General features: G+C 68.4%; 16 protein-coding genes and 2 pseudogenes. 14 read left to right on the plus strand and 4 right to left on the minus strand.

Features of this window, described 5'->3' with window-relative positions:
* Positions 1-49: 49 nt before the first annotated feature.
* From GFH48_RS01725 to GFH48_RS01750, 6 genes are all read left to right on the plus strand, one after another.
* On the plus strand, positions 50-1,354 hold the full coding sequence (locus tag GFH48_RS01725) for an ABC transporter substrate-binding protein (RefSeq protein WP_153286519.1): 1,305 nt from the start codon (positions 50-52) through the stop codon (positions 1,352-1,354).
* A 7-nt stretch (positions 1,355-1,361) separates the two neighbouring features.
* Positions 1,362-2,318 carry a carbohydrate ABC transporter permease gene (locus GFH48_RS01730; protein ID WP_153286520.1) on the plus strand — a complete coding sequence of 319 codons (957 nt, stop codon included), beginning with the start codon at positions 1,362-1,364 and terminating at the stop codon, positions 2,316-2,318.
* Positions 2,315-3,133, plus strand: a complete 819-nt coding sequence (locus tag GFH48_RS01735) for a carbohydrate ABC transporter permease (protein WP_153286521.1) — start codon at positions 2,315-2,317, stop codon at positions 3,131-3,133. Before GFH48_RS01730 ends, GFH48_RS01735 begins: the two co-directional genes overlap by 4 nt.
* A gap of 7 nt (positions 3,134-3,140) precedes the next feature.
* Positions 3,141-5,510 (plus strand): beta-xylosidase/alpha-l-arabinosidase, encoded by a 2,370-nt coding sequence (locus GFH48_RS01740; RefSeq protein ID WP_153286522.1) that lies wholly within the window; start codon positions 3,141-3,143, stop codon positions 5,508-5,510.
* Between the two features lie 250 nt (positions 5,511-5,760).
* Positions 5,761-7,041 carry an AI-2E family transporter gene (locus GFH48_RS01745; RefSeq protein WP_153286523.1) on the plus strand — a complete coding sequence of 427 codons (1,281 nt, stop codon included), beginning with the start codon at positions 5,761-5,763 and terminating at the stop codon, positions 7,039-7,041.
* Positions 7,042-7,397: 356 nt separating this feature from the next.
* Positions 7,398-7,652, plus strand: coding sequence for an HAD-IA family hydrolase (locus tag GFH48_RS01750; protein ID WP_407698695.1), 255 nt, complete (start codon positions 7,398-7,400; stop codon positions 7,650-7,652).
* A gap of 46 nt (positions 7,653-7,698) precedes the next feature.
* Here the strand turns inward: GFH48_RS01750 and GFH48_RS01755 are convergent, their stop codons facing one another.
* Positions 7,699-11,418, minus strand: a complete 3,720-nt coding sequence (locus GFH48_RS01755; RefSeq protein ID WP_228120267.1) for a S8 family serine peptidase — start codon at positions 11,416-11,418, stop codon at positions 7,699-7,701.
* 276 nt (positions 11,419-11,694) lie between these two features.
* Between GFH48_RS01755 and GFH48_RS01760 the strand changes: the two genes are divergently transcribed.
* Both GFH48_RS01760 and GFH48_RS01765 read left to right on the plus strand, forming a co-directional pair.
* Positions 11,695-12,663, plus strand: a complete 969-nt coding sequence (locus GFH48_RS01760) for a helix-turn-helix domain-containing protein (RefSeq protein WP_153286524.1) — start codon at positions 11,695-11,697, stop codon at positions 12,661-12,663.
* A 557-nt stretch (positions 12,664-13,220) separates the two neighbouring features.
* Complete coding sequence (locus GFH48_RS01765) at positions 13,221-14,069, plus strand: class I SAM-dependent methyltransferase (protein ID WP_153286525.1); 849 nt, start codon at positions 13,221-13,223, stop codon at positions 14,067-14,069.
* 1,122 nt (positions 14,070-15,191) lie between these two features.
* Here the strand turns inward: GFH48_RS01765 and GFH48_RS01770 are convergent.
* Positions 15,192-15,830, minus strand: coding sequence for a TetR/AcrR family transcriptional regulator (locus GFH48_RS01770; protein ID WP_194280458.1), 639 nt, complete (start codon positions 15,828-15,830; stop codon positions 15,192-15,194).
* Positions 15,831-16,172: 342 nt separating this feature from the next.
* Here GFH48_RS01770 and GFH48_RS01775 point away from each other — a divergent pair, with 342 nt between their 5' ends.
* The gene (locus GFH48_RS01775; protein WP_153286527.1) at positions 16,173-16,646 is read left to right on the plus strand and encodes a cupin domain-containing protein; all 474 of its coding nucleotides are present in this window, start codon (positions 16,173-16,175) and stop codon (positions 16,644-16,646) included.
* Positions 16,647-16,780: 134 nt separating this feature from the next.
* Positions 16,781-17,049: pseudogene (locus GFH48_RS01780) on the plus strand (transposase family protein); the annotation flags it as partial.
* Between the two features lie 451 nt (positions 17,050-17,500).
* On the opposite strand, the gene GFH48_RS01785 reads toward GFH48_RS01780, so the two are convergent.
* Positions 17,501-18,409, minus strand: coding sequence for a helix-turn-helix transcriptional regulator (locus GFH48_RS01785; protein WP_153286528.1), 909 nt, complete (start codon positions 18,407-18,409; stop codon positions 17,501-17,503).
* Between the two features lie 174 nt (positions 18,410-18,583).
* On the opposite strand from GFH48_RS01785, the gene GFH48_RS01790 reads away from it, so the two are divergent.
* From GFH48_RS01790 to GFH48_RS01800, 4 genes and pseudogenes are all read left to right on the plus strand, one after another.
* Positions 18,584-19,561: an aldo/keto reductase gene (locus GFH48_RS01790; RefSeq protein ID WP_153286529.1), complete on the plus strand. Its 978-nt coding sequence runs from the start codon at positions 18,584-18,586 to the stop codon at positions 19,559-19,561.
* 99 nt (positions 19,562-19,660) lie between these two features.
* Positions 19,661-20,695: a zinc-binding dehydrogenase gene (locus GFH48_RS01795; RefSeq protein WP_194280459.1), complete on the plus strand. Its 1,035-nt coding sequence runs from the start codon at positions 19,661-19,663 to the stop codon at positions 20,693-20,695.
* Between the two features lie 77 nt (positions 20,696-20,772).
* Positions 20,773-20,932 (plus strand): annotated as a pseudogene (locus GFH48_RS38905) (aldo/keto reductase); the annotation flags it as partial.
* A gap of 185 nt (positions 20,933-21,117) precedes the next feature.
* On the plus strand, positions 21,118-21,753 hold the full coding sequence (locus GFH48_RS01800; RefSeq protein WP_153286530.1) for a hypothetical protein: 636 nt from the start codon (positions 21,118-21,120) through the stop codon (positions 21,751-21,753).
* A gap of 203 nt (positions 21,754-21,956) precedes the next feature.
* Here the strand turns inward: GFH48_RS01800 and GFH48_RS01805 are convergent, their stop codons facing one another.
* Positions 21,957-24,371, minus strand: a complete 2,415-nt coding sequence (locus GFH48_RS01805; RefSeq protein ID WP_153286531.1) for a glycoside hydrolase family 32 protein — start codon at positions 24,369-24,371, stop codon at positions 21,957-21,959.
* Between the last annotated feature and the right edge of the window lie 59 nt (positions 24,372-24,430).

The raw sequence follows: 24,430 nt of genomic DNA on the forward strand, positions 1-24,430 counted from the left end.
CAGCGCCAATACTTTCGGTAATGCGTTCGAAACTTTCGGAAGGCGAAGAATGAAGACACGTGCGCGCTTGCCCAGACTGGTGGCCTGCGGTGCGACGCTCGCCCTGGCGCTGAGCCTCTCTGCCTGCGGCAACGGCAACGGCAAGGCGTCGTCGAGCGACGGCAAGATCCACGTCCTGGTCTACGGGGACGCCAGCAACAAGGTCGAGAAGCAGATCGTCGACACGTTCAACAAGACATCTGACGTCAAGGCCGTCCTCGACACCATCCCCGGTGCCGACTACCAGCAGAAGCTCCAGACGATCATCAACACACCTCAGGCGCCGGACATCTTCTTCAACTGGGGCGGCGGCAGCATCCAGCCGTTCGTCAAGGCCGGCCTGCTGATGCCACTGGACAGCTTCATCAAGAAGGACCCGAAGCTGGACAAGAGCTTCCTGCCGTCGGTCGTCAAAAGCGCGGTCGTCGACGGGACGCCGTACGGCGTGCCGATGCGCGGCACCCAGCCCGTCCTGCTGTTCCACAACAAGAAGGTCCTCGACGCAGCGGGTGTGAAGCCCCCGCAGACGTGGGACGAGCTGCTCGGCGCGGTCAAGAAGCTCAAGGCGAATGGTGTCACCCCCATCGCCCTCGGCGGCGGTGACAGATGGCCCACACTCATGTGGTTCGAGTACCTCTACGACCGCATCGCCGGCCCGAGCCTGTTCCAGAAGGCCCATGAGGGTGACAAGCAGGCGTGGGAGAGCGCCGACAGCAAGAAGGCCCTGAGCATGATCAAGGAACTCGTCGACGCGGGCGCCTTCGGGAAGAACTACGACTCCGTGAAGTACACCAATGGCGCCTCGCCGGCGCTGCTGGCGTCGGGCAAGGCGGGGTTCGAGTTGATGGGCTCCTGGTACTACGCCCAACAGCAGTCGGATGCCAAGGCGTTCGCCGAGAAGGACCTCGGCTACACGACGTTCCCGACCATTCCTGAGGGCAAGGGCGACGCTGCGGACGTCGTCGGAAACACCAACAACTTCTACTCGGTGCTGAAGAAGACCAAGCACCCGGAAGCCGTCGCCGAGTTCCTGAAGCTCATGTACTCGGACGAGTTCGTGAAGGCGCAGCTGGCCATCGGCAACCTGCCGACCACCACGAACACCCCGAAGTTCCTCGACTCCTCGGCCGACCCCGACTACTCACGCTTCCAGTACGACCTGGTCGCGAAGGCCCCCACGTTCCAACTGTCCTGGGACCAGGCGTACCCGCCCGCGGCGGGCACGCCCATCCAGCAGGCCGTGCAGCAGTTCTTCAACGGCCAGATCGACGCGGACGGATTCATCGAGGCCATGCAGGCTCTCCCGACCGAATGAACGGCTCATGACCACACAGATCACGAGCACTCCGCCCACCGCCAGGTTCCGCAAGGAGGCCTCGCGGTGGCCGGCCGGCTCGCACGCCGCCGACGTGGGAAGGCCCAGCTTCGGCTGGGCCCTGCCCGCCGCCCTCTTCTTCACTCTGTTCGCCATCGTTCCGCTGGTCATGGTCGCGGTGCTGTCCTTCATGAGCTGGAACGGGCTCGGCTCCCCCCAGTTCGTGGGCATGGACAACTGGTCACGTCTCGTGGACGACCCCGTGATGCTCAAGAGCATCTGGACAACGCTGCTCCTCACAGCGCTCGGCATCCTCATACAGACGCCCCTCAGCATCGTCCTGGGTGCATGGGCCGCCGGCCACCAGCGCAATCGCGCCGTGCTGTCGGCCGTCTACTTCGTTCCGCTGCTGCTGTCGGCCACCGCGGTCTCCGTACTGTGGCGGGCTCTGCTCGACCCCAACTTCGGCATCCCCGCCGACGCCCACTGGCTGTTCGGTGACGGCAACCTGTTCGGCAAGCAGGCCACGGCCATCGGCGTGCTGGCGTTCGTGAGCACCTGGCAGTTCACTCCCTTCCACACCCTCATCTACCAAGGTGCAGCCCGGGCCATCCCTCAGGTGCTCTACCAGGCCGCGGAGATCGACGGAGCGGGCCGCTACCGACAGTTCTTCCACATCACGCTGCCTCAACTGCGCAACTCGATGATCACCTCGATGATCCTGATGACCGTAGGTGGGCTGACCACCTTCGAAACGGTCCTCATCCTCACGCAGGGAGGGCCGGGAACCGACACCACCATCAGCGCCTACTACATGTACGAAAAGGCATTCAAGGGCTTCGATTTCGGTACCGGCTCCGCTATCGCGCTCACCCTGGTTGTCGCCTCCACGGTCATCTCGCTCATCGTCGTCCGCGTGTCCGGCTACGACAAGATGCGCAGCTCCATGGAGGGTGTGGCATGAGGCGCCGTCCCAACTACCTGGCCGGCGTCGGCTCCACCGTCTGGCTGTTCGTGGTGGGCCTGCCTCTGTACGTGATGCTCGCTGCGACCTTGCGGACCCGCAGTGACTACGCCGAGAACGGTCCGGTGTCGGTGCCGGACGCCTTCACCCTCGACAACTACTTCGGCGCCTTCGACGCCAACTTCGGTCAGTACTTCCTCAATACGATCGCCGTCACGGTAGCCGTGGTCGCTCTGGTCCTGGTACTGGTCCCGCCGCTCTCCTTCGCCATCGTGCGCAGTCGCAGCAAGGTGACCTCACTGGTCTTCCGCCTGTTTCTGCTCGGCCTCGCGATTCCGGCGCAGGCGGTGATCGTGCCGATGTTCTACCTGATCAGCGAAGCAGGACTCTATGACAACCTGCTCGGCGTCATTCTTCCGACAGCCGCGTTCTGCCTGCCGATGTCGGCGCTGATTCTCAGTGGTGCCATGCGTGACATCTCCCCCGAACTGTTCGAGGCCATGGCCGTGGACGGCGCCACTCCACGCCGCATGTTCTTCCAATTGGTCGTACCACTCTCGCGCGGGGGCTTGTCCACGATCACCGTCTTCTCCGCGCTCCAGGCATGGAACGGCTTTCTGTTCCCGCTCGTACTGACCCAGTCCGACTCCACCAAGGTGATCACGCTGGGTCTGTACAACTTCCAGACCGAACACGGCATCGACATTCCCGGCCTGCTGGGCGCCGTCATGCTGTCCATGATCCCCGTTCTGCTCGTGTACCTGTTCGCCCGTCGCGCCCTGGTCCAGGGTCTGATGGGCGTCGGAGGAAAGTGATCGCCACGTGGCCGTAGAGACCACCCCCTCAACCCCTCTCTGGAACGATCCGAGCCGACCCCTCACAGTCAGAGTCGCCGCTCTGATGGAGGCGATGACCCTGGAGGAGAAGACCGCCCAACTTCATGGCGTGTGGGTCGGCGCCTCCGACCAGGGAGGTGAAGTGGCCCCTCATCAGCACGACATGGAGGAGGCGGTCGACCTCGATGCGTTGATGCCCACCGGACTTGGCCAGCTGACCAGGCCCTTCGGCACCGTACCCGTCGACCCCGCGCTCGGGGCTCTTTCCCTGCACCGCACCCAGGCTCGCATCGCCTCGGCCAACCGTTTCGGTATCCCGGCTCTGGCGCACGAGGAGTGTCTCGCCGGCTTCGCCGCCTGGGGAGCCACCGCCTACCCGGTCCCCCTGTCCTGGGGCGCCACGTTCGACCCTGACACAGTGCGCCGCATGGCCGCGGCCATCGGCCGAGACATGCGGTCGGTCGGTATCCACCAGGGACTCGCGCCGGTCCTCGACGTGGTGCGCGACGCCCGCTGGGGCCGTGTCGAGGAGACGATCGGTGAGGACCCTTATCTGGTCGGAAGCATCGGCACGGCATACGTGCAGGGTCTGCAATCGGCAGGAGTCATCGCCACCCTCAAGCACTTCGTCGGCTATTCCGCCTCCCGCGCGGGACGCAACCTCGCCCCCGCCGGGGTCGGAATGCGCGAACGGGCCGACGTCCTGCTGCCCCCGTTCGAAATGGCCATACGCGAAGGCGGCGCCCGCTCGGTGATGCACGCCTACAACGACACCGACGGAGTGCCCGCCGCCGCGGACAGACGGCTGCTGACAGAACTGCTCCGTGACACATGGGGTTTCGAGGGCACCGTCGTGGCGGACTACTTCGGCATCGCCTTCCTCAAGACGCTGCACGGCGTCGCGGCCGACTGGGCCGAAGCCGCGCGCACCGCCCTGACGGCCGGCGTCGACGTGGAACTGCCCAACGTCAAGACCTTCGGTGAACCTCTCGTCCAGGCAGTCAAGGACGGCAGAATCCCCGAAGCACTGATCGACGTCGCCCTGCGCCGAGTTCTCCTCCAAAAGGCCCAACTCGGAATGCTGGACCCTGATTGGGATCCGATGCCGGCCGCTCTGCGCGGCATCGACCTCGACGACCCGGAGGCGCTGCGCGGCAAGGTCGACCTGGACCCCCCTGCCAACCGCCAACTGGCCCGCGAGATCGCCGAGAAGGCGGTCGTCCTCCTCAGCAACGACGGCGTACTGCCCCTCGTCGAACCCCGCCGTATTGCGCTGATCGGTCCCAACGCGGCCGAGGCCACGGCTGTGCTCGGCTGCTACTCCTTCCCCATGCACGTCGGCGTCCAACACCCGGACACACCCGTCGGCATCGACCTGCCCACCCTTCACGACACCCTCGCGGCCGAGTTTCCTCACGCGGCCATCACCGTCCACCGCGGCACGGGCATCGACGACGGAGACCTCTCCGGAATCGACGAAGCGGTGGAGGCGGCCCGGACCGCGGACATCGTCATCGCTGTCCTCGGCGACCGCGCAGGCCTCTTCGGCCGTGGCACCAGCGGTGAGGGCTGCGACGCGGAGTCACTCACGCTCCCCGGCGCCCAGCAGAACCTTCTCGACGCGCTGCTCGGCTCCGGCCGACCTGTTGTCACCGTCCTGCTCGCGGGTCGGCCATACGCTCTCGGCCGGGCCGTGGACGAATCCGCGGCGATCGTGCAGTCCTTCTTCCCCGGAGCCGAAGGCACCCACGCGATCGCCGGGATACTCAGCGGTCGCACCCATCCCTCCGGACGCCTGCCCGTCAGCGTGCCCAGGCGTCCCGGCGCCCAGCCGACCACCTACCTCGGTGCCCGCCTGGCTCAGGCCAGCGACGTCTCCAATATCGATCCGACACCGGCGTTCAGCTTCGGCCACGGCCTGAGCTACACCACCTTCGCCTGGAGCGACCTCACGGTGGAGACGCAACAGGCTTCGACAGAGAGTGAGTTCACCCTCGCCTTCACCATCCGCAACACCGGCGAGCGGTCCGGTACCGAAGTCGTCCAGCTCTATCTCCACGACCCGGTGGCCTCCGTCGTTCAACCGGTACAGCGCCTCGTCGGCTACAGCCGGGTCCTGCTGGCTCCGGGCGAGGCCCGCCGCCTCCACGTCACCGTTCCGGCCGACGTTGCCTCATTCACCGGTCGTGACGGCTGCCGCATCGTTGAACCAGGCGAATTGGATCTCCGTCTGGGGTCATCGAGCACTGCCACTCGCTTGACGACAACCGTCACCCTCACCGGCACCAGTCGTGAGGTGGACGAATCTCGTCGCTTCCACGCGATCTTCGTCCAGGAGACCACTCACGAAGAATGACCGGGCGACTCCGACAGACCTTCCGGGACCAACCGTTCGACAAGCGCGGCAGGCGTCACCTCGGAAGGCCGCAGAATCACGCCGGCTGAAAGGGCGTCCGAGCCGGACTCGTCGAGGGCGCCGTCGTCCGCGACCGGCCGCGACGCGCGAGCACGGTCTCCGGACTGGCGTCGCCCGGACGGAAGTCCCGCGGGACGGCTGATCGATCGTAACGGGGGCACTAGGCCGGGGATGCGGAGGGAGGTTCCGGATGCCCCGGTTCCACGGTTGGCGTGATCGCGTGAAGAACGGTGCGGCCAGGTTCGGTGAACGCCGTGAGCGGGCCCAGGTGGGTCCTGCCGCCACGGATCGCGAGGTGAGGCAGGACCCGGCGCGGCCCACGGAGGTCCACCGGGCAGGCCCGCGCACCCCGGACCCTGCCGTCGCGGTGCCCTGGGGTGTACGGGTGGCGGCCGAGGCCGGCTGGCGGTTCCTGGTCCTGGCCGCCGCGGTGTGGGTGCTGATGCGGGTGATCGGCTCCGTACGACTGGTGGTCCTCGCCTTCGTCGTCGCGTTGCTGATCACCGCACTGCTCGAACCGACCGTCGCCCGGCTGCACCGCGGCGGACTGTCCCGGGGGCTGGCCACCGCGCTCACCGCGCTCTGCGGGTTCCTCGTGCTGGGGCTGGTCGCCTGGTTCGTCGTATGGCAGGTGCTCGCCAACGTCGACACCCTGTCCGGCCGTCTCCAGGACGGAGTCGAACAGCTCAAACAGTGGCTGCTCCAAAGCCCGTTCCACGTGACCGAGCAGCAGATCAACGATGTCGCCAAGAACCTGAGCGATGCGATCGGCACCAGTACGAGTCAGATCACCTCGGCCGGCATCCAGGGGGTCACCGTGCTGGTCGAGGTCCTCACCGGCATGCTGCTGACGATGTTCTCCACGCTGTTCCTGCTGTACGACGGCAGGCGCATCTGGGAATGGGCTCTCAAGCTGGTTCCGACCGCGGCCCGGCCGGGGGTGGCCGCGGCCGGCCCGCGGGCCTGGCGGACGCTCACCGCGTACGCGCGCGGGACGATGCTCGTCGCGTTCATCGACGCTCTCTTCATCGGGCTGGGCATCTACTTCCTCGGCGTTCCGCTCGCCGTTCCCATCGGTGTGGTGATCTTCCTCAGCTCGTTCGTGCCGCTCGTCGGTGCGGTGGCCTCCGGCGCGATCGCGGTCGTGGTCGCCCTGGTCACACAGGGCGTGTTCACCGCGTTCATGGTCCTGTTGGTGGTGCTCCTGGTACAGCAGATCGAGGGACACGTCCTGCAGCCGTTCATCCTCGGGCAGGCCGTGCGGGTCCACCCGCTGGCCGTGGTCCTGGGCGTTGCCACCGGTGGCCTGGTCGCGGGGATCGGCGGCGCCGTGGTCGCCGTTCCGCTGATCGCCGTGGTGAACGCGGTGGTCGGGCACCTCCACGCCGGTACAGGCGAGGGCGAGGAGGTTCAGGGTGCGACAACCGTTCCTGATGCCGCCGGTGACCAGGCCCTCCGGACTCCGTGCTGAACAGCGGGGACGTCTCGGTGCGCCTGTCCTCGACGGCCGGCCGGTGGCCGGACGCCCAGCACCGGATGCACGCGGCGAGGGCCAGACGGATCGTTGGCGCTGCGAGGCGACCGACCACGTCGTCCGGGTGGTCGCTGTGCCAGGAAAACAGGCCGTAGGACCCTGAGGTCGCCCAGGTCACTCAGCAGGTGGCCGACGAGCCACCGTGCTGTCTCGTCGGATTCGGGACGCGCTGCCGCACACGCGTCGAGATGCGCTTCGGCGAGCGCAGTTCAATGTGACCCAGATGACCGTCCGAGTCACTGATCGCGTCCTGCGCCTGCCCCAGCAGCCGCATCCCCTCCCGGGACAGGGAAATCGCATCCTCGGGCCGCCCAGACGCTGTCGGTGACGACCTTGCGCTGCCCTCCGAGCGCGGTGCGTGCAAACCCGACCCGGAGGTCATTCGCACTGCCCTTGAACGGCTCGGTGTGCACCCTGCCGAGGCGTTGATGGTGGGCGATCGCCCTGGCCACGCCGGTGCGGCCGTTGAGGCCGGGATCACGACGCTGTTTGGTCCCGCGAACTCCTCGGTCCGTGGAGCGCGGCAGCGGTCCGTCCGGGGCATGTGACCCCGGACGGACCGTTCTTCAGGCGCGCGCGGTCCGCGGCTGTGCGTCAGCGCAGGCCGAACGCCCGGATCACCGTCTGGTGCACCGCGTTGCCCGCCGAGTCCTCGGCGCTCGCCCTGAGCGACACATAGGTCGCCTTCTTCGGCGCGTCCAGGCGGTACCGCCCGTCGTGATCACGCGTGGCCCGGTGCCACGTCGTGCCGCCGTCGTAGGACATGTCCAGGGTGACCACGCCGACCCTGCCCGCACCGACGACCCCCGGCAGCTGAGCGGCGGTGGCGGACAGGGTGTCGTGCCGCCCGGCCCGCCCGGCCGAGTCGGTGCCGACCTCGTAGTCGATCTGCACCAGCGGCAGCACCGCGTCGGAGCCGTCCGCCGTCGCCTTCGAGGTGAAGTCCCACTCGGTGCGCGTGCTGGAGGAGTAGGGAGTGAAGGACGCGTCCCGCTTGCTGGTGACGACCAGCCGGTACGGCAGCTTGCCGGCGCCGGGTGCGTCGCCCGAGACGTTGGTGAAGGTTCCTGTGCCCAGCTCGGTGGTGCCCTGGTAGAGGGTCTGCCGCTGCTCCGCTTGGCCGTCCAACTGGTTCATGCCGACGTGGTCGCGGCTGCCCCAGGCCGGGGCATCGATGTACAGGTGGTCACCCTTGCGCGTGGGCATGCTGTAGACGTCGTTCAAGTAGGGCCGTTCGATCGGCTTGAACCACTCCTCGGACTGTGTACTGCCCGCCCGGTATGAGGTCTTGGCTCCGGCTTCGAAGACCAAGCCGTCCGCGTACGCACTCTGGCTCCAGCTGTTGAAGCCCCCGGTGGAGACCCAGTCGGTGCGCTTCCCCCGCACCGGCTCCGGCATCATCCCTCCGATGGCCCAGTCGTTGTAGGCGGGCCAGTCGTACCGGAACTCGCCGCCGGTGTTTCCCGGGGCCGGGCTGTCGAAGGTCTCGTCGACCCGGGCCAGGTTCTTGGCACTGCCCTGCACCACCATGCGGCCGGGGATCTCGTTGTGCCAGGTCTGGTCGAGGTCGTAGACGTACGGACTCACGGGCGCGGAGCCGACCGTGACCGAAGCGCCCCGGGCCTGGGCCTGCCGGACGAGCTTCTCGCCCTCGTCGGTGCTGAGCAGGCCCACGTCGAGCCGGACGGGCGTCGAACCGAACGGCGCGTTGTAGCGGCGGAATCCGCGCCCGTCCACGTTGTTGACGACCAGCATGAGCTTGGCGCCGGCGGCGATCGCGGCAGCCGCCTGGTCCATGTCGGACACGTCGTCGTTGCGGCGTACCACAACGGCCTTGCCGCGCACGTCGAGGTGCGCGTAGTCGGTGCTCGCGCCCTGACCGGCGAAGACCAGGGGGAGTTTCACACTGCCCTTGCGCAGGGGGGTGACGCCGTCCTGGCGCAGCACGTCGGTGAAGTCGGTGGTCTTGGTGGCGACGGACAGCGCGGGCTGCTCCTTGCGCCAGCGGGCCGCCAGGTAGAAGTCGCCGTGGGTGACCTTGTGGGTGGTCGGCTGGGCCCAGAGGCTGTCGTAGTTGGTCTGGGTCTCCATGTAGTCCCGCCAGATCTGGCCGCCCATCAGGCGGGTGTAGTCCAGTCGCTGGTAGGTCGTCTCGGTCGGCTGAGGGGCCGTCATGTCGATACGGTGGATCTTGGACGCGTCGAGCGTGACGGTGGTGTCGCGGTCCAGGCGGACGTCGGGGTCGCCCAGCAGCGCCATGCCCCAGGAGTGGGGACCGTGGACGCCCTGCACCGTCTTGAAGGACAGCACCGAGTACACGTCGTTGGGCAGGTACATCTGCGCCGTGCCGGAGGCGTCGATCTCGACGAACATCGGGGAGTCGTCACCGGACCTGAGCAGTTCGACCACGCCGGACATGGGCCGCCCCTGGGCGTCCTTGAACGCCATGGTCAGCTTGTGCTCGACGTCCCCGAGCGAGACGGCGGTATGGGCCGCGACCTTCCCGGCCGCGGTCTTCGCGACGACTTGGCCGGTGTACCGTCCGTCGGTGGTGACGCCCGAGCCGTCGATCGTCACGGTGACCCCGGCGGTACCGTGTGCGGGCACGACCACCTTGGGGGCGGAGAGCCGGAACACGCCGGCCGGGGCGTGCGCCGCCTCGACGGTCAGCGCCAGGGTGACAGGTGTGTCCGTGGTGTTGGTGTAGGTCACCGGGCGCCGTACGCCGTCGGTGGGCTTCTGCGAAACCTGCGCGGCGTACGCGGTCGCCGTGGCGAAGACTCCGGCATGCGAGGCAGCGGCGACGTCGAGACGGCCGCTGCCCGCCTGGAAGGCGTCGTACTGCGGGGTCTGCCGGGAACTGCTGGCCAGCAGATCCTTCAGCTGGCTTCCGGTGAGGTCCGGGTGAGCGGCGGCCATCAGCGCGGCGGCGCCCGCCACGTGGGGTGTGGCCATGGAGGTGCCGCTCATCGTCTGGTAGGCGCCCTCGCCGTTGCCGTCGAACTGGGAGTTGGCCGCGAGGATGCCGACGCCGGGCGCGGTGATCTCCGGCTTCAGGGCGCCGTCCACGCGGGGGCCCTGGCTGGAGAATTCGGCGACGGAGTCGTGGGAGTCGACGGCGCCCACGGTCAAGGCGCCGCTCGCCGCGCCCGGTGCGCTGATGGTGTCGGGAGCGCCCGCGTTGCCGGCGGCGACGACGAACAGCGCGCCCGTCTCGGCGCTGAGCCTGTCGACGGCCTGACTGAGAGGGTCGGTCCCGTCGGAAGCCTGACCGTCGCCGAGGCTCATGTTGATGACCTTGGCGTGCTGGTCGACCGCAGCCCATTCCATGCCGGCCAGGACCCAGGAGGTCTGTCCGGACCCGGTGTTGTCCAGCACCTTTCCGATGTCGAGGCGGGCGCCGGGGGCGACGCCCTTCTCCTTGCCGTCGGAGGCCGCGCCGGTACCGGCGATGATGGACGCGACATGCGTGCCGTGACCGACGTGGTCGTCCGTGTTCTCGTCCGGTACGAAGCTCTGCCGGTCCGCGACGCGGCTCGCGAGGTCGGGGTGTCCCGCGTCGACGCCGGTGTCGAGGACGGCCACGTCCACGCCCTGTCCGGTGTTGCCGTCCGCCCAGACCTGGGGGGCGCCGATCTGCGTGGTGCTGTCGGCGAGGTCGGCGTGGACGAGGCCGTCCAGCCAGATGTGCTCGATCCCGCCGGCGAAGGCCGGTGCGGCGGCCTGCTTGCGGGCTCCGTCGGTCGTGGCCGGCTCGGCCACTGACTTCCAGAAGTCCGCGGCGTGCGAACGGTCCGCGGTGAGGGCGGCGCCGTTGATGCCGTCGAGGGTACGGACCCGGGTCGCCCCGTCGGGCAGTGCGGCGGCCTTGCGGCGCGAGTCGGCGGAGTGCGTGTAGGAGACGATGAGGGGCAGCCGGTCGCGGTGCGCGTCGTCGTACCCGTCGGCGATCATGGCCGTGATGTTGAACAGCTGCCGGTCCAGGGTGCCCTTGACCACGAAGGGCAGCACGGACTCGGGGAACACGTAGAGGTCGTCGCCCGACGTCAGGATGTGGGTCTGTACCGGGCGCCCGTCGGCACCGCGGACGCTGACGGTGCCTCCGGTCCTGCCGTCGGTGCCGGTGGTCTGTCGGGTGGTGACCACGTCACCGGTGATCAGTGTGACGGAGTGGTCGCCGGCGGGCACTCGGTCGGACGCGGATGCGGCGGTCGGGGAGTCGGCGGCGCCGGAGCGGGCTGCTGAGGGCGCCGAGGCCATCGCGTCGTAGGGGGCGGCCAGCGCGAGTACCAGAGCACCGGCGGCAACCGGCACACTCCAGCGTCTGCGGTGGTGTGCTTTCACAAGGTCTCTCCCGGCTCTGCAGTCCGGCAGAACACGCTCGTCCTCTGCCGTCCAAGTGGCGCCGCCTGCCCGGTCGTCGGCATCGAGGATGCTCGGAACCCGTCCACAGGTGGCGTGAATGTTCAGAGTGAAAGCTTGTGAACGAGGAATGTCTAGATCAAACTTGTGTCGTACATCGCCAGTTGGCGATTCGCGTCACGACCGCCCCGACTGCTCGCCGGGCGGTGATCGCTGGGAGGGCGTCCGGTGCTGAGCACCCTGGGGATCAGCGAGTTCGACGAACGGGTCTACCGCATCTATCTCACCAAGTCGGACCGGACGGCTGCCGAGATCGCCGAGAGCCTGGGCACCACGCCCAGCCGGGTCAGGCGCACGGTCTCCCGGTTGGTGGAGCTGGGCATGCTGAGAAGGGAAGGCCACGGCCAGTACCGGCCGGTCAGCCCGCACACCGCGCTGAGGGCACTCCTTGCCAGACGCCGCGCCGAAACCGAGGCGGCGTTCACCTCGGTGTGGGGCACCGTCGATGACCTGGCGGACGAATACCGCGCACGTCGGCTGCAGGAGGATCCCACCGGACTGGTGGAGGTGATCACCGGTGAGGCGGAGATCACCGTGCGCGTCGCCGAACTGATGCAGTCGGTGCGCACCCACTTCTGGGTGCTGGATCGACCCCCCTATCTCGGGTCCTACAGCACCGAGTTGGAGGAGGAGTTGACGATGGACCTACTGGGCCGCGGCGTCGACATTCGGTCGGTCTACACCCCGGAGGCACTGGCGCAGCCGGAGCGCTTCGAGCTGATCACCCACCTCGCCCAGATCGGCGAGCAGGCCCGCATCCTGCCGACCCTGCCGTTCAGACTGCGCATCATGGACCGACGCGTCGCGCTGGTCGCGCTGGTACCCGGCCGCTACGACAGGATCGCCGTCGTCCACCGATCGGGCCTGCTCGACGCGCTCCTCGAGTTGTTCGACTCCTACTGGCAGCGCGGCCAGTCCCTCGGTGCGGCAGCTCCGGCGACGCCCGACGGGCCGAGCGCGCAGGACCTCCTGCTGCTGAAGATGATGCAGGCGGGTTACAAGGACCACGCGATCGCACGGCAGTTGGGGACGAGCGCACGCACGGTGACCCGCCGCATCGCGACGATCGCGTCCGGGCTCGGTCTCGACACGCGCTTCCAGGTGGGGGCCGAGGCGGCCAAGAGGGGCTGGATCTAGACGTGGGCGTTGTTCACGTCCGCGTTCGCGTTCGCGCCCGAGTGTGTTGACGTCGACGATCTCCCCCGGGGATTCTCGGATCGGCCTGCGCTGCTACTCCGGCTGCCGCACCGCGACGGGTCCGAGCATGACCGCGATCGACGTCGACGGTCCCGACCCGTGTGGCGAAGGCCATCAACCGGTCGGTGGTGTTGTTCGCGCATGTCGGACGGGGTGGCCTCGGTGGGGCCCTCTTCGTCCAATTCGCTCGCTGCGGCCAGGCGTTCCCGGTTCCGCAGCAGGGTGTCCACGTAGGTCCGCAGGTCGGGCAGGCAGGACGGGTCGGTGCAAAAATGATCACAGTCCAGGCAACGCGAGGCTCAGGCACCACACCCAGGAAGGTCTCCCACAGTCACCCACCTCCCCCGCCCACGCCCACGCCCTGGAAACGAACTACCGGCACTCAATCCACCGTCGTGGTGGTCGTTGGCAGTCCGTTCGCGGATGGTCGGCCGGCGGCGCATGAGCCTGGCTCCACTCATTGGGACCTATTCGCAGCGATCACCTAGGCTGGCGCGGTGACTGATGAGCAGGAGCGGGTGCAGCCGTCGGGAGTATGGGCCACGGCTGTAGGGGTGGCCAGGGTACGGGCGCTGGAGAGCGAGCGGAAGAACGCGCTGTTCCGCGACCCACTCGCACAGGCCTTCGCCACCGCCGACGGCCTGTGGCCCTCCTCGCCGCCGCCTGGTGACGAGGCCGCACGACGACGCCGACTGGGCGTGGCGTTCTCCATCGTCATCAGGACGAAGTTCCTCGACGACCTGTTGCAGAAGGCCTCCGCGTCCGGGGTCCGGCAGGTCGTGCTGCTCGGCGCCGGCATGGACAGTCGGGCCTTCCGAATGGGCTGGCCCGAGGGCACCGGGGTGTTCGAGGTCGACACCGCCGCGCCACTGGCCTTCAAGGCTTCGGTGCTGCAGCACGAGCGGGCCGTCCCACGCTGCGAACGGATCACCGTCGCTGTGGATCTGCGTGAGGACTGGCCAGGAGCGCTGGCCGCCGCCGGGCACGACCCGGCGGTGCCGACCGTATGGATCGCCGAAGGACTGCTGATCTATCTGCCCGCGGACGCGGTGGAACTGCTGCTGGCCCGGATCAGCATGCAGTCGGCGGCAGGCAGTCGGATGGGGCTGACGTTGGGCTCACGCGGCGTGATCGAGCGCTTTGGCGCGGACGCCGTACCGGGATCGGCGGCGTCCATGTGGGTCTCGGAGACGCCCGACGACCCGGTGGCCTGGCTGGCCGGGCACGGCTGGGAGGCCGACAGCCACACCCTGCGCGAGCGCGCCGCCGCCTACGGCCGCCCGATCAGCACCCCGCCGCAGCACGAGGAGCAGCCCGGCGGACTGATCTCGGCGGTCCGCCGGTAGGACACGACGGCGGAACGGTCCGCAAGCAGCTCCTCAAATGAACGACCCTTGCCCGTGCCACCGTTCAAGCCTTGCTGATTGCACTGGTTCACGGAACAGCCGGCCGAGCCACGAAAATCGACATCAGTGATACCCACTTCACCCCCTTGAGCTCTGAACTGTGCAAGGAGAGCGGCGTAACGAGGGCCGCTGGTCGCCGGCCCAGCGCACGCCTCGGGTCCTTGGGCCGGCCTCAACACGACGCATCGGTGCCCGGCTCGCATTCCGGGGCCAAGGCCACGAGTTGCTCTCCGGCACGTCTGCCGTCGCCCAGTTCGGAGCGTCCAGCCGGGCTCGGAGCCCCTGGACGTGCACGACAGGTGGCACTGGGGTGCCTCGAACTCGCCGGACCACCGCATCGGCTGGGCGGTCACCGGCAGGAAACCACTACAGAACGCCCCTTGATCCCCGACTTCGGACCGTGGCGTGCAACGACCTGCCCCGGCTCCTCGACCAGGGCCCCGATGAAGGGGATGACGGTGCTGTCCGTACGGTAGAAGCGGCCTTGACGCAGAGGGCGTCAGCCTCGGTGCCGTCGTCCTGACCCAGTTGTGCATCCAGCGCATGGCTGATGACGCGTCGGACGCGGGCAAACCGTCGAGCCACATCCCAGTCGGCATGCCGGTCCTCGTCCAGATCGGCTTCGGCCACAGTCGAGACAGACAGCGGCTGCCCGGCATGGCTTCACCAGCCCACTCGACTCCCCTCGCTCCTACCCTTTGGCAGGCCGTCGCGCGCAGCGAGCGCGGAGGCCCCCGGCCGACGCGCCGCCGGAGACAGGCCGGGCCCGATCCCTCTATGCGCTCCTGTACACACCTCCCCTCTTCCTGTCTTCTTTCTCCTCCTGTCGAAGTGGATCCGGGGTGCGGAGAAGGATGTCGGGCTCGCTGGGGCAGCCTGACCAGGGCGGTGGCCCGCGCCTGTCCGGCGCAGAGTGCGGGAGGGCCGAGACAGTTGTCGGCGAAAAAACCCGAGGGGCTTTTTGGTCCGGTCGCGGGTGAGGTTTCCGGATCGAGGCATGCGCAGTCCCTCCGCACCCATGGAGCATGGTCAGGGGACGTCAGATGCAGGCGTTGGGCATGTCTACCAGAGCTTGCCGGTACAGATGTGCTGGATGGTGGACGCCAGTGCTTGTTTGAGCAGGTCGGCGTTCGCCTCGGCGATGGCGTCGAATTCCAGTAGATAGCGTCCTACGTGCAGGCCGAGCAGGTGGCTGGCGACCAGGGATGCGCGCAGTTCGGCGCGTTCCGGGTCGATGGCCGTGACGATCGGGCTGACGACGCAGGTGGTGAACAACTCCCGCGCCAGCGTGGCTGCTTCAGGACGTTCGCATGCCGCGTGCAGCAGAGTCAGGGCGGTATTGGGCCGGCCGTCCTGCTCCCAGGTACTGAGGAACACGTCGGCCAGGCGCTCGCCGATGTGATCGGGGCCCCCGGCGAGTACCTCGTGGACGACCGTGTCGGGGTCGAACGGCCATTCCACGGTGGCAGCCAGCAGGCCCGCCTTCGAGCCGTAGAAGTGCACGACCAGTGAGGGCTTGACACCCGCGTTCCTGGCGATCTCGCGCAGCGACGTACCCGCGTAACCCTTCTCGTCGAAGGCGGCTCGGGCAGCGGTGACGATCGTGGCACGTGTCGCCCCTCCGTCCCGCGAGCGGGTCACGCCGAGCGGCGGCGCTCCGGGCGGGTCCGCGTCGGAGAGTGGGGGGTTCACTGCTGCCATACGGGCAGTGTGACACCCCTCACCTGTACATGTACAACGCCTGTACAGTACAACTGTACATGTACAGCTAGGCGCACTTCCCGCGACCGCTCCATTACGGACCACGCGCTCGCCGCTGAATCGTCTCCCGCCTCGACGGGCCTCCCGCCTCGACGGGCCTCGCGTCTCGACGGGTGCAGCCGCCCCGACCGACGGCCACTGAGTCCGAGATCTCCCGAGGGGAACCCTCAGCGCGGCCGCGAGCCCGCCTCGGAGCACCGCACGAGCCGGCACCCCACCCGCACTACTGTACATGTACAGTAAAATCAATATGCCGAAATGTCCGATCGAAGGAGTCGCCGCATGAAGGCCATACCCACCGCCCTGGTCGTCCAGCCCGGCGAAGCGGCCGGGGCATCACTCGCGAACGGCGCGTTCGAGCTGCTCGCCGACGGAGGCGCCGTCAGCGCCAGCCGGCTCACCCTCACCACCGGAGCCGACGGAGCACCCCCGCACCACCACAAGCTCTCCCATGAACTCTTCTACGTCCTGGACGGAACGATGCTCTTCCGCCTCGGCGACACACTCACCACCGTGCGAAAGGGCGGCCTCGTCGTCATACCGCCCGGACTCCCCCACGTCTTCGGAGCAGCCGAGGGCGAGAGTGCCGACGTCGTCGTCGTACTCAGCCCCGGCATCGAACGATTCGGCTACTTCGAACAGCTCGCCGCCATCAGCCGCGGCGAGGCTGAATTCGCCTCACTCCTGCCCGAACAGAACCGCTACGACGTCCACTTCGAAGACCTCCCTGACTGGCGCACACCCTCATCGCGGTAATCCCAGACGCCGCACCACCGAAACAACGCCACGAAGTACCCGACCGGCATGACGCAACCCGCGGCCCGTCCGCCGCTCCCCGTGTGCGGCGGCGAATCCATCGCTGGGGCGGGCTGAGCTCGGAAGTCGAGGACGGCATGAACCCGCAGGTCATCGCCGACCCCAACGGCCGTCTCCCATGGGCTTCACCAGCCCTGGCCGGAGCCGCCCACGACGTCCGGGCCACACGGGACCGCGGGACCACGGCGTCATCGACGCCCTCGCCGAGGCCGGCATCGACTGCCGGGCGGACAAGGGTTACCAGGGCGCAGGCGGCACCGTCCGTCACCGATACCGCGGCCGATGGGGCGAGCTCCCCACCGGCCAACCAGCCGTCAACCGGTCCCACGCGAAGATCCGCGCCCGGTACGGAAACAGGGTCTGGTCGGAGTCCCCCGGCATGGTGAACGCCTAGGTGATCCGGGCCGACCAGGTCAACGAGGCGTATCAGCGTGTGCTCAAGAGCGACGTCCGGTACCGCTTCGTGATCGACACGGCCACGATCTGAACGACGGGCCGAAGTGGCCGCCCCGCCGGCGGCCACTCAGGGGGTGCCACCGGGGCGCCCCGCCAGAAGGCCCACGCGGCATTGAGGGGGCGATCCGACCGGTCGGCGGAATGACGGCCCGGTGATGAGGTACGCCCCGTCGACGACACCGCCCTGCTCGCCCTGCGCCTCACCCCGACCAGGCCCCGAACCGGGCCCACGTCCAAGACACCAACCTCATGAACAACCCGGCTGACAACCCCCACCACGGTCCAGTCGTCGTGCACCCGCCCTCCCCCGAAATTTCCGGTGCCGCGATCGCCGGACGCTAGGGCGCGGGCCGGGCGTCCTTCGGTGCGGGGGCGGGGCGCTGCTCAGACCGGGGCGCGGTCATGTCGAGCAGGAGCAGGGCGTCGTGGTCGGGGCTGCCGGGTTCCGCGGTGTAGACGCCGATGCGCTGACCCGGGGTGCCTTCGACGTGCAGTGACTGCGAGGTGAGGGTGACCGTTCCGACCTGCGGGTGGTGGAAGACCTTCTGCGCGGGCTTGCGTCCGGTGACCTCGTAGCGTTCCCACAGGCCCGCGAAGGCGGGGCTTTTGAGGAGGAGTTCGCCGACGAGGTTGGTGAGGTCGGGGGCGTCGGGGGCGGTGCCGGCGATGGCGCGCAGGCGGGCGACGCAGGCGGTGATCTGCCGGTCCCAGTCGGGGAAGAGATCGGGCGCGGCCGGGTGGAGGAAGAGGTAGCGGGCGAGGTTTCGGTGCTTGACCGGCCAGTCGTCCAGGCCCGTGTAGAGGGCGAGGCCGCCGGGGTTCCATGCGAGCATGTCCATGCTGCGGCTGATCACGTAGGCGGGGTTCGGGCGCAGTGATTCGAGCAGCAGCTTGAGGTGGGGGCGCACGGTGCGGCCCGGTGCGGGCGGCGGTTCGGAGACGTAGCGGGCGGCGCGGGCGGCGAGCTCGCGCAGGTGCTGGTGTTCCTGGTCGTCCATGCGCAGGGCGCGGGCCAGGGAGTCGAGGACGGCGGGGCTGGGGCGGGTCTCCTTGCCGCGTTCCAGGCGTACGTAGTAGTCGATGCTGATGCCGGCGAGGGTGGCCAGCTCCTCACGGCGCAGCCCGGGCGTACGGCGGATCCCGGCGCCGACGGTGAGGCCGACGTGTCCGGGGCTGGTCTGGGTGCGGCGGGCGCGCAGGTAACGGCCCAGTTCGGCGCCCTCGCTGCGCGCGCTCTCGGATGCCATACCCCCCAGTCTCACGCGTTCAGGCCCGGGCGCGCAGATCGGAGGGGGGCCCTGTCGTTACCCCTGAAGAGCCCGCCCTGCCACGAGCGGGCAACCGGGGCGAAGCTGAAGGAGCAAGACGCCGGTGCCCCGGAGCCGCTGCTTCGGGGCACCCCCAGATGTGGAGAGGACGAAATGCGGTACATCAAGCTGCGTGACCTGGAGGTTTCCCGGATCGGCCTCGGTGCGATGGGCATGTCCCACGGCTACACCGGCTCCGGAACGGATGACGCGGAATCGATCCGGACGGTGCACCGGGCGCTGGAGCTGGGCGTCACGCTCATCGACACCGCCGAGATCTACGGCCCCTACACCAATGAGGAACTGCTCGGGAAGGCACTGAAGGGGCGCCGGGACCAGGTGGTGCTGGCCACGAAGTTCGGCCTGGTCTCGCACGGCGGAGACGGCGCATGGAACCTGGACTCCGGCCCGGCCAATGTCCGCACCGCCGTCGAGGGCTCCCTGAAGCGGCTCGGCACCGACCACATAGATCTGTACTACCAGCATCGGGTCGACCCGAATACCCCGATCGAGGAGACCGCCGGGGCGGTCGCCGAGCTGATCACCGAGGGCAAGGTCCGGGCGTTCGGTCTCTCCGAGGCCGGTCCGGACACGATCCGCCGCGCGCACGCCGTGCAGCCGGTCACCGCGGTGCAGTCGGAATACTCCCTGTTCACGCGCGGCATCGAGCAGCGGGTGCTACCGGTGCTACGGGAACTGAATATCGGCCTGGTGCCCTTTTCTCCGCTCGGCCGCGGCTTCCTCACGGGCACGATCCACTCCACCGACCAGTTCGACGAAAGCGACTTCCGGCGCGACAACCCGCGCTTCACCGGCGAGAACTTTCAGCGGAACCTGGCGCTGGCCGACGAGGTCAAGGCCATCGCCGCCGAGGCCGGCGTCACCCCGGCGCAGGTCGCGCTGGCCTGGCTGCTCGCGCAGGGCGCCGATATCGCCCCGATCCCCGGCACCAAGCGCGTCATACGAGTGGAGGAGAACAGCGCCGCCGATGCCGTCACGCTGACGCCGGCACAGATCGACACGCTCTCCAGCCTGCCGCCCGCCGCCGGCGAGACCCACACCGAGGCCCAGGCACAGATGCTCGAACGCTGACCCCCTCACCGACGGCCGGCCCCGCCCCGGCCCCACCCGCAGCAACGCCCGGCCGCCGCAGGACGGCCCACCCTTTTCCCAGAGCAGGAGCACCTGTCGATGCGCGCAGCCGTGATGTACGCAGCCGGAGACGTCCGGATCGAGAACCGCCCGGATCCGAAGATCCAGTCCTCCACCGATGCCGTCGTCCGCGTCGTGCTGTCGTGCGTGTGCGGATCCGACCTGTGGCCCTACAAGTCGATGCCGGCCGTGGACGCGGGGCGGCCGATGGGCCACGAGTTTCTCGGCGTCGTCGAGGAGACCGGCTCCGACGTCTCGGGCGTCGCGGCCGGTGACCTGGTCGTCGCCCCGTTCACGTACTGCGACAACACCTGCGACTACTGCGTCCGCGGCCTGCACATCTCCTGCCGCAACGGCGGCCGGTACGGCTTCGACGGTGTGGACGGCGGCCAGGGCGAGGCGGTGCGCGTCCCGCAGGCCGACGGCACCCTGGTGAAGCTGCCGGTCACCGCGGACTCCGCGCTTCTGCCGTCCCTGCTGACCTTGTCGGACGTGATGGGCACCGGCCACCACGGCGCGGTCACCGCCGGCGTCGGCCGGGGCGATTCCGTGCTGGTGATCGGCGATGGCGCGGTCGGGCTGTGCGCGGTGATCGCCGCCAAGCGGCTGGGTGCCGAACAGATCATCCTCATGGGCCGGCACAGCGGCCGCACCGACCTGGGCCGCGCCTTCGGAGCCACCGACGTCGTCGCCGAACGCGGAGAGGAAGGCACCGCCCGGGTCCGCGACATCACCGGCGGCAACGGCGTGGCCAAAGTCATCGAAGCCGTGGGTACCCGCCAGACCCTGGAGACCGCTCTCGCGGCCGTCGACGACGGCGGCACCATCAGCCGCCTGGGCGTCCCGCAGTACGAGGACGGCCCCGTCGGTCCGTCCATGATCATGCGGAACATCACCCTCACCGGCGGCGCCAGTCCGGCCCGCGTCTACATCGGACAGCTGCTGCCCGACGTCCTGGACGGCACCATCACTCCCGGCCGCGTCTTCGACCAGACCTTCACCCTCGACCAGACCCCGGCCGCCTACCGGGCGATGACCGACCGTCACGTCCTCAAAGCCCTCATCACCCCCTGACCAGCGCGCCACCGGCCCCACTGCTCCCCCGTAAGGGAGGGTTCTGTGCGGCCGTCACCCTCAACAGCGGCGTCCAGATGCCGATCCTCAGGCTTCGGCGTCCATCGGATCCCGGCCGACAGGACCGAGCGGGCCGTCACCGAATCTCTCGCCGCCGGCCACCGACTGCCGGACACCGCGGCCGCCTGCGGCAGCGAGGAAGCCGTCGGCCACGCCATCAAGAACAGCGGCATCCCCAGCCGTGCGGGGCCGATGTCGCGGATCCGCGCCGGAAGCCGTCGCGGCCGCGTGGTTGGCCGTCCGTCAGAGCGGTGCCCTGCCGGGTGGCCTTACCTGCCCGACCCGTCGACGCCCGGCGTTGTCGAACACTTCTTCGTCACGAACCTGGTCGCCGGGCCACCGGGCCATTACCGTTCCCAGCCATGATCTTCGATGGCAGACCGGCGCACGACGCGACCGTTCTTCGGTACGGGCTGCGTCGTTTTCTGCACGGGCTGGTCTTCGATGTGGCGGCGATCAGTTTCGGGGTCGCCGGGATCTGGATGATGGTGGGGGACGGCGATCTCCGCGTCGGCGGCTGGACATGTGTGGCGGTGCTGCTCAGCGGCGGCGCCGTCGGCGTGGTGCAGGTCGTCCTGCACTGGCGGGCCCGCCGCTGGGTCACGGCCTTCGACGCGACCGGTTTCTGGTGGATCCGCGGCGAGGATGCCGCGGTGATCTCCTGGGACTCGCTGGCCGCGGTCGGCATCTACTGGGCGCGGCGTGGCAACGGCAGCGTCCACACGGTCGAGTTGTGCCCCAGCCGCGAGATCGACCGTGACGATCCGCTGCTGTGGCAGTTCGTCCGCGACACGGCCCCCCTTCGGTCCGGTCTGCCACGACTTCGCTATCGCGTCAGCGTGGACGAATCCCATCAGGCGTACGAGAAGGCTCTTCGGCAGTGGGCACCGCCCGAACTGTGGTTCGGGCGAAAGGAACAGCCGTCTTCCTATCGCGGGAAACCGGACCGGACGACACCTGGCACCGTGAACGGACGGCCGAACGAACCGACACGGTGACACACACCACGCTCGTATTCGACGAAGTCTCGTCACCCACCGTGGTCGACGGATCGGCGTAGTACGGCAGCACCGACCATGACCTGCATGTGGTGGACATCGCTTCCGGCAGCGAGACCTGGACATTTCCCACCGGCGACGAGGAGCAGGTCGACACGGGAGGCGCGCGCCACACGTGCGCACGCCTCCCGAAATGGCGCTGCTCAGCTGACGGTCAGGTTCTGTGCCACCGTGTTCGCCGCGAAGCCGTTGACGCCGAACAGGCCGCTCGGGTACGTGTCGTCGGTGGCGTCGATGACAGGATCGGCGCCGTTCGCGAACCACACCCTGATGCGGTTGCCGTCGGCGCGCACCTTCAGGTGATAGGTGCGCCCTTCGACTATGGGTGTCTTGAACGTCGCGATGTCACGGCCCGGACGCCACAGCTTGACGACACCGTTGGTGTCGATGTTCGCCGTGTAGCCCGCGCCGCCGGATTCGGCGCGGAAGGTGAGGCCGGTGGCGGTGCCGTTGGTGACGGACAGGTCACCTTCGTAGGTGAAATCTGCGCCGGTCCGGTCGCTGAGGTAGAAGCCGTCCTGGGCGCTGCGGCCGTGCAGTCCGTCGGGTTCGACGGTCCAGATGCCTCCATGCGGGGACCACCGTTCCGCGGGAAAGACGGCGAATCCGGTGGATCCGGTGTTGAGGTTCTGCACGGTGGCTGTGCCGCTGTAGACGTTCACACCGAACAGACCGCTCGTGTAGGTGGCGTCGGTGGCATCGATGACGGGGGTGGAGCCGTTGTCGAGCCAGACCCGGATGCGGTTGCCGTTCGTCTGCGCTTTCAGGTGGTGGGTGCTGCCGGCGGCGATGGGCGTGGCGTACGTGGCGATGTCTTTGCCGGGTCGCCACAGTTTGACGACGCCGCTGGTGTCGATGTTCGCCGTGTATCCGGCGCCGTCCGCGTTCGCACGGAAAGTGAGACCGCCCGCCCGCGCGGTGTCGAGGCTGATGTCGCCCTGGTAGGTCGCGTCATCTCCGTTGCTCGCGCTCAGGTAGAAGGCGTCGCCGGAGGCGGAGACCCGCTTGCCGTCGCTGACGTCGCTCCAGGCTCCGCCGGCGGCGTGCCAGGGGCCCTTCAGATTGCTCAGCAGTGTGGACTGGCCGGTGCCCCAGCTGGTGTTGAGGCGTGTGAAGGTCGCGCTGTCCAGGGTCACCTTGCCGCCGAGAGAGAAGAGACCGATGCCCTGACTGTCGGCGGACGAGTCGAAGTAGGCGTTGTCGGACAGGGAGTACAGACCGCCGTCGGCGAAGGTCTCCAACTGCCCGCGATCCACCAGGATGCGCATCGTGACCTTGCCGTTCCGCGGTGTGAGCGGCTTGCCTTGGAGTGTCTGGGCCTTGGTGTCGTAGGTGACGCGGCGGTCGGCGGTGCCGTCCGAGCGCGAGTGCAGGTCGAATCCGAACTGCGTGGCGGTGGCGCCCTTGACGTCGAACTGTGCGGTGAGTTCGTAGGTGTCGGCCTTCACGCCGTCGAGGAGATTGCCCCTTTTCGCGGTGTCGAGCGTCTTGTTCTTCCAGGTCTGGGTGTCAGAGGCGAGCGTCGACAGTTCGGTGACGGGAGTCCGGGTGATGCGGGGACCGTCGGGGGTGGTCACGAGGGCCAGGGTCGCCGGGAAGGTGGCGTTGCCGGTCCAGGTGCTTCCATAGTTGCCGCCCTGCCAGGCCATCTGCACCGTACGGCCGTCGGGTGTGTTCGTGAACGTCTGGGCCGCGTAGAAACTGCCGCCCGCGTACGTGCTGCCGAGATCCATCTGCTGCGGCTGCGTCCAGTCCGTGCTGAAGGTCTTTCCGTCGAAGGAACCGACGACGTACTGGCTGGAGGCGGACGTCAGTATCCACTTCTGCTTCCCGGCCCTGCCGTCGAGGTCGAGCGGGTACATGTCGGGACACTCAAACAGCCACGGCGCCGCGAAACGGCTGGCGAGCGTCCAGTCCAGGAGGTTGGGCGAGGTGTAGATGTTCACCCCGTTGCCGCCCTGCGAGGACCACACCACCATCGTCCAGCGTTGTCGGGCCGCGTCCCAGAACACCTTCGGGTCCCGGCTCTCGTCCGGGATGTCGATGACCTTGCGGCCCTTGTCGTACGCCTGGAAGGTCCGCCCGTTGTCGTTGCTGTAGAAGACGCTCACGCCGTTCGTGTTGGAGAACACGACGATCGGGTCGAGTGATCCGGTCTTGAGGCCGGACGTATTGTCCTTGTCGACGACACCGCCGCCGGAGAAGAGTGTGCCGGGGTGGACCCCGGGTTCCAGCGCCATCGGCTTCTGCGTCCAGTGGACCAGGTCAGGGCTGGTGGCGTGGCCCCAGTGCATGGTGTCCCAGGCCAGGCCGTGCGGATTGTGCTGGTAGAAGAAGTGGTAGACCCCGTTGGCGTAGACCAGACCGTTGGGGTCGTTCATCCAGCCGGACCGGGAGCTGAAGTGGAACTGACCCCGGTAGGGCTCGCTGTAGGTGGTCGACGGGTAGGGGAACTCCGGGTAGTCCTGCACGGTCCCGGCGACGGCCGGTGCGCCCGGCAGGATCGCGGCCAGGGCCGCGACCAGGGCGACGAGCAGGGTCCTGGCTCTTCGACGCATGTGAACCCACTCTCTGCGCTTCACGGCAGACATGTCATCGTTGACACTGTCATCGCTGA

The sequence above is a fragment of the Streptomyces fagopyri genome, from assembly GCF_009498275.1.
Classification (GTDB): Bacteria; Actinomycetota; Actinomycetes; order Streptomycetales; family Streptomycetaceae; genus Streptomyces; species Streptomyces fagopyri.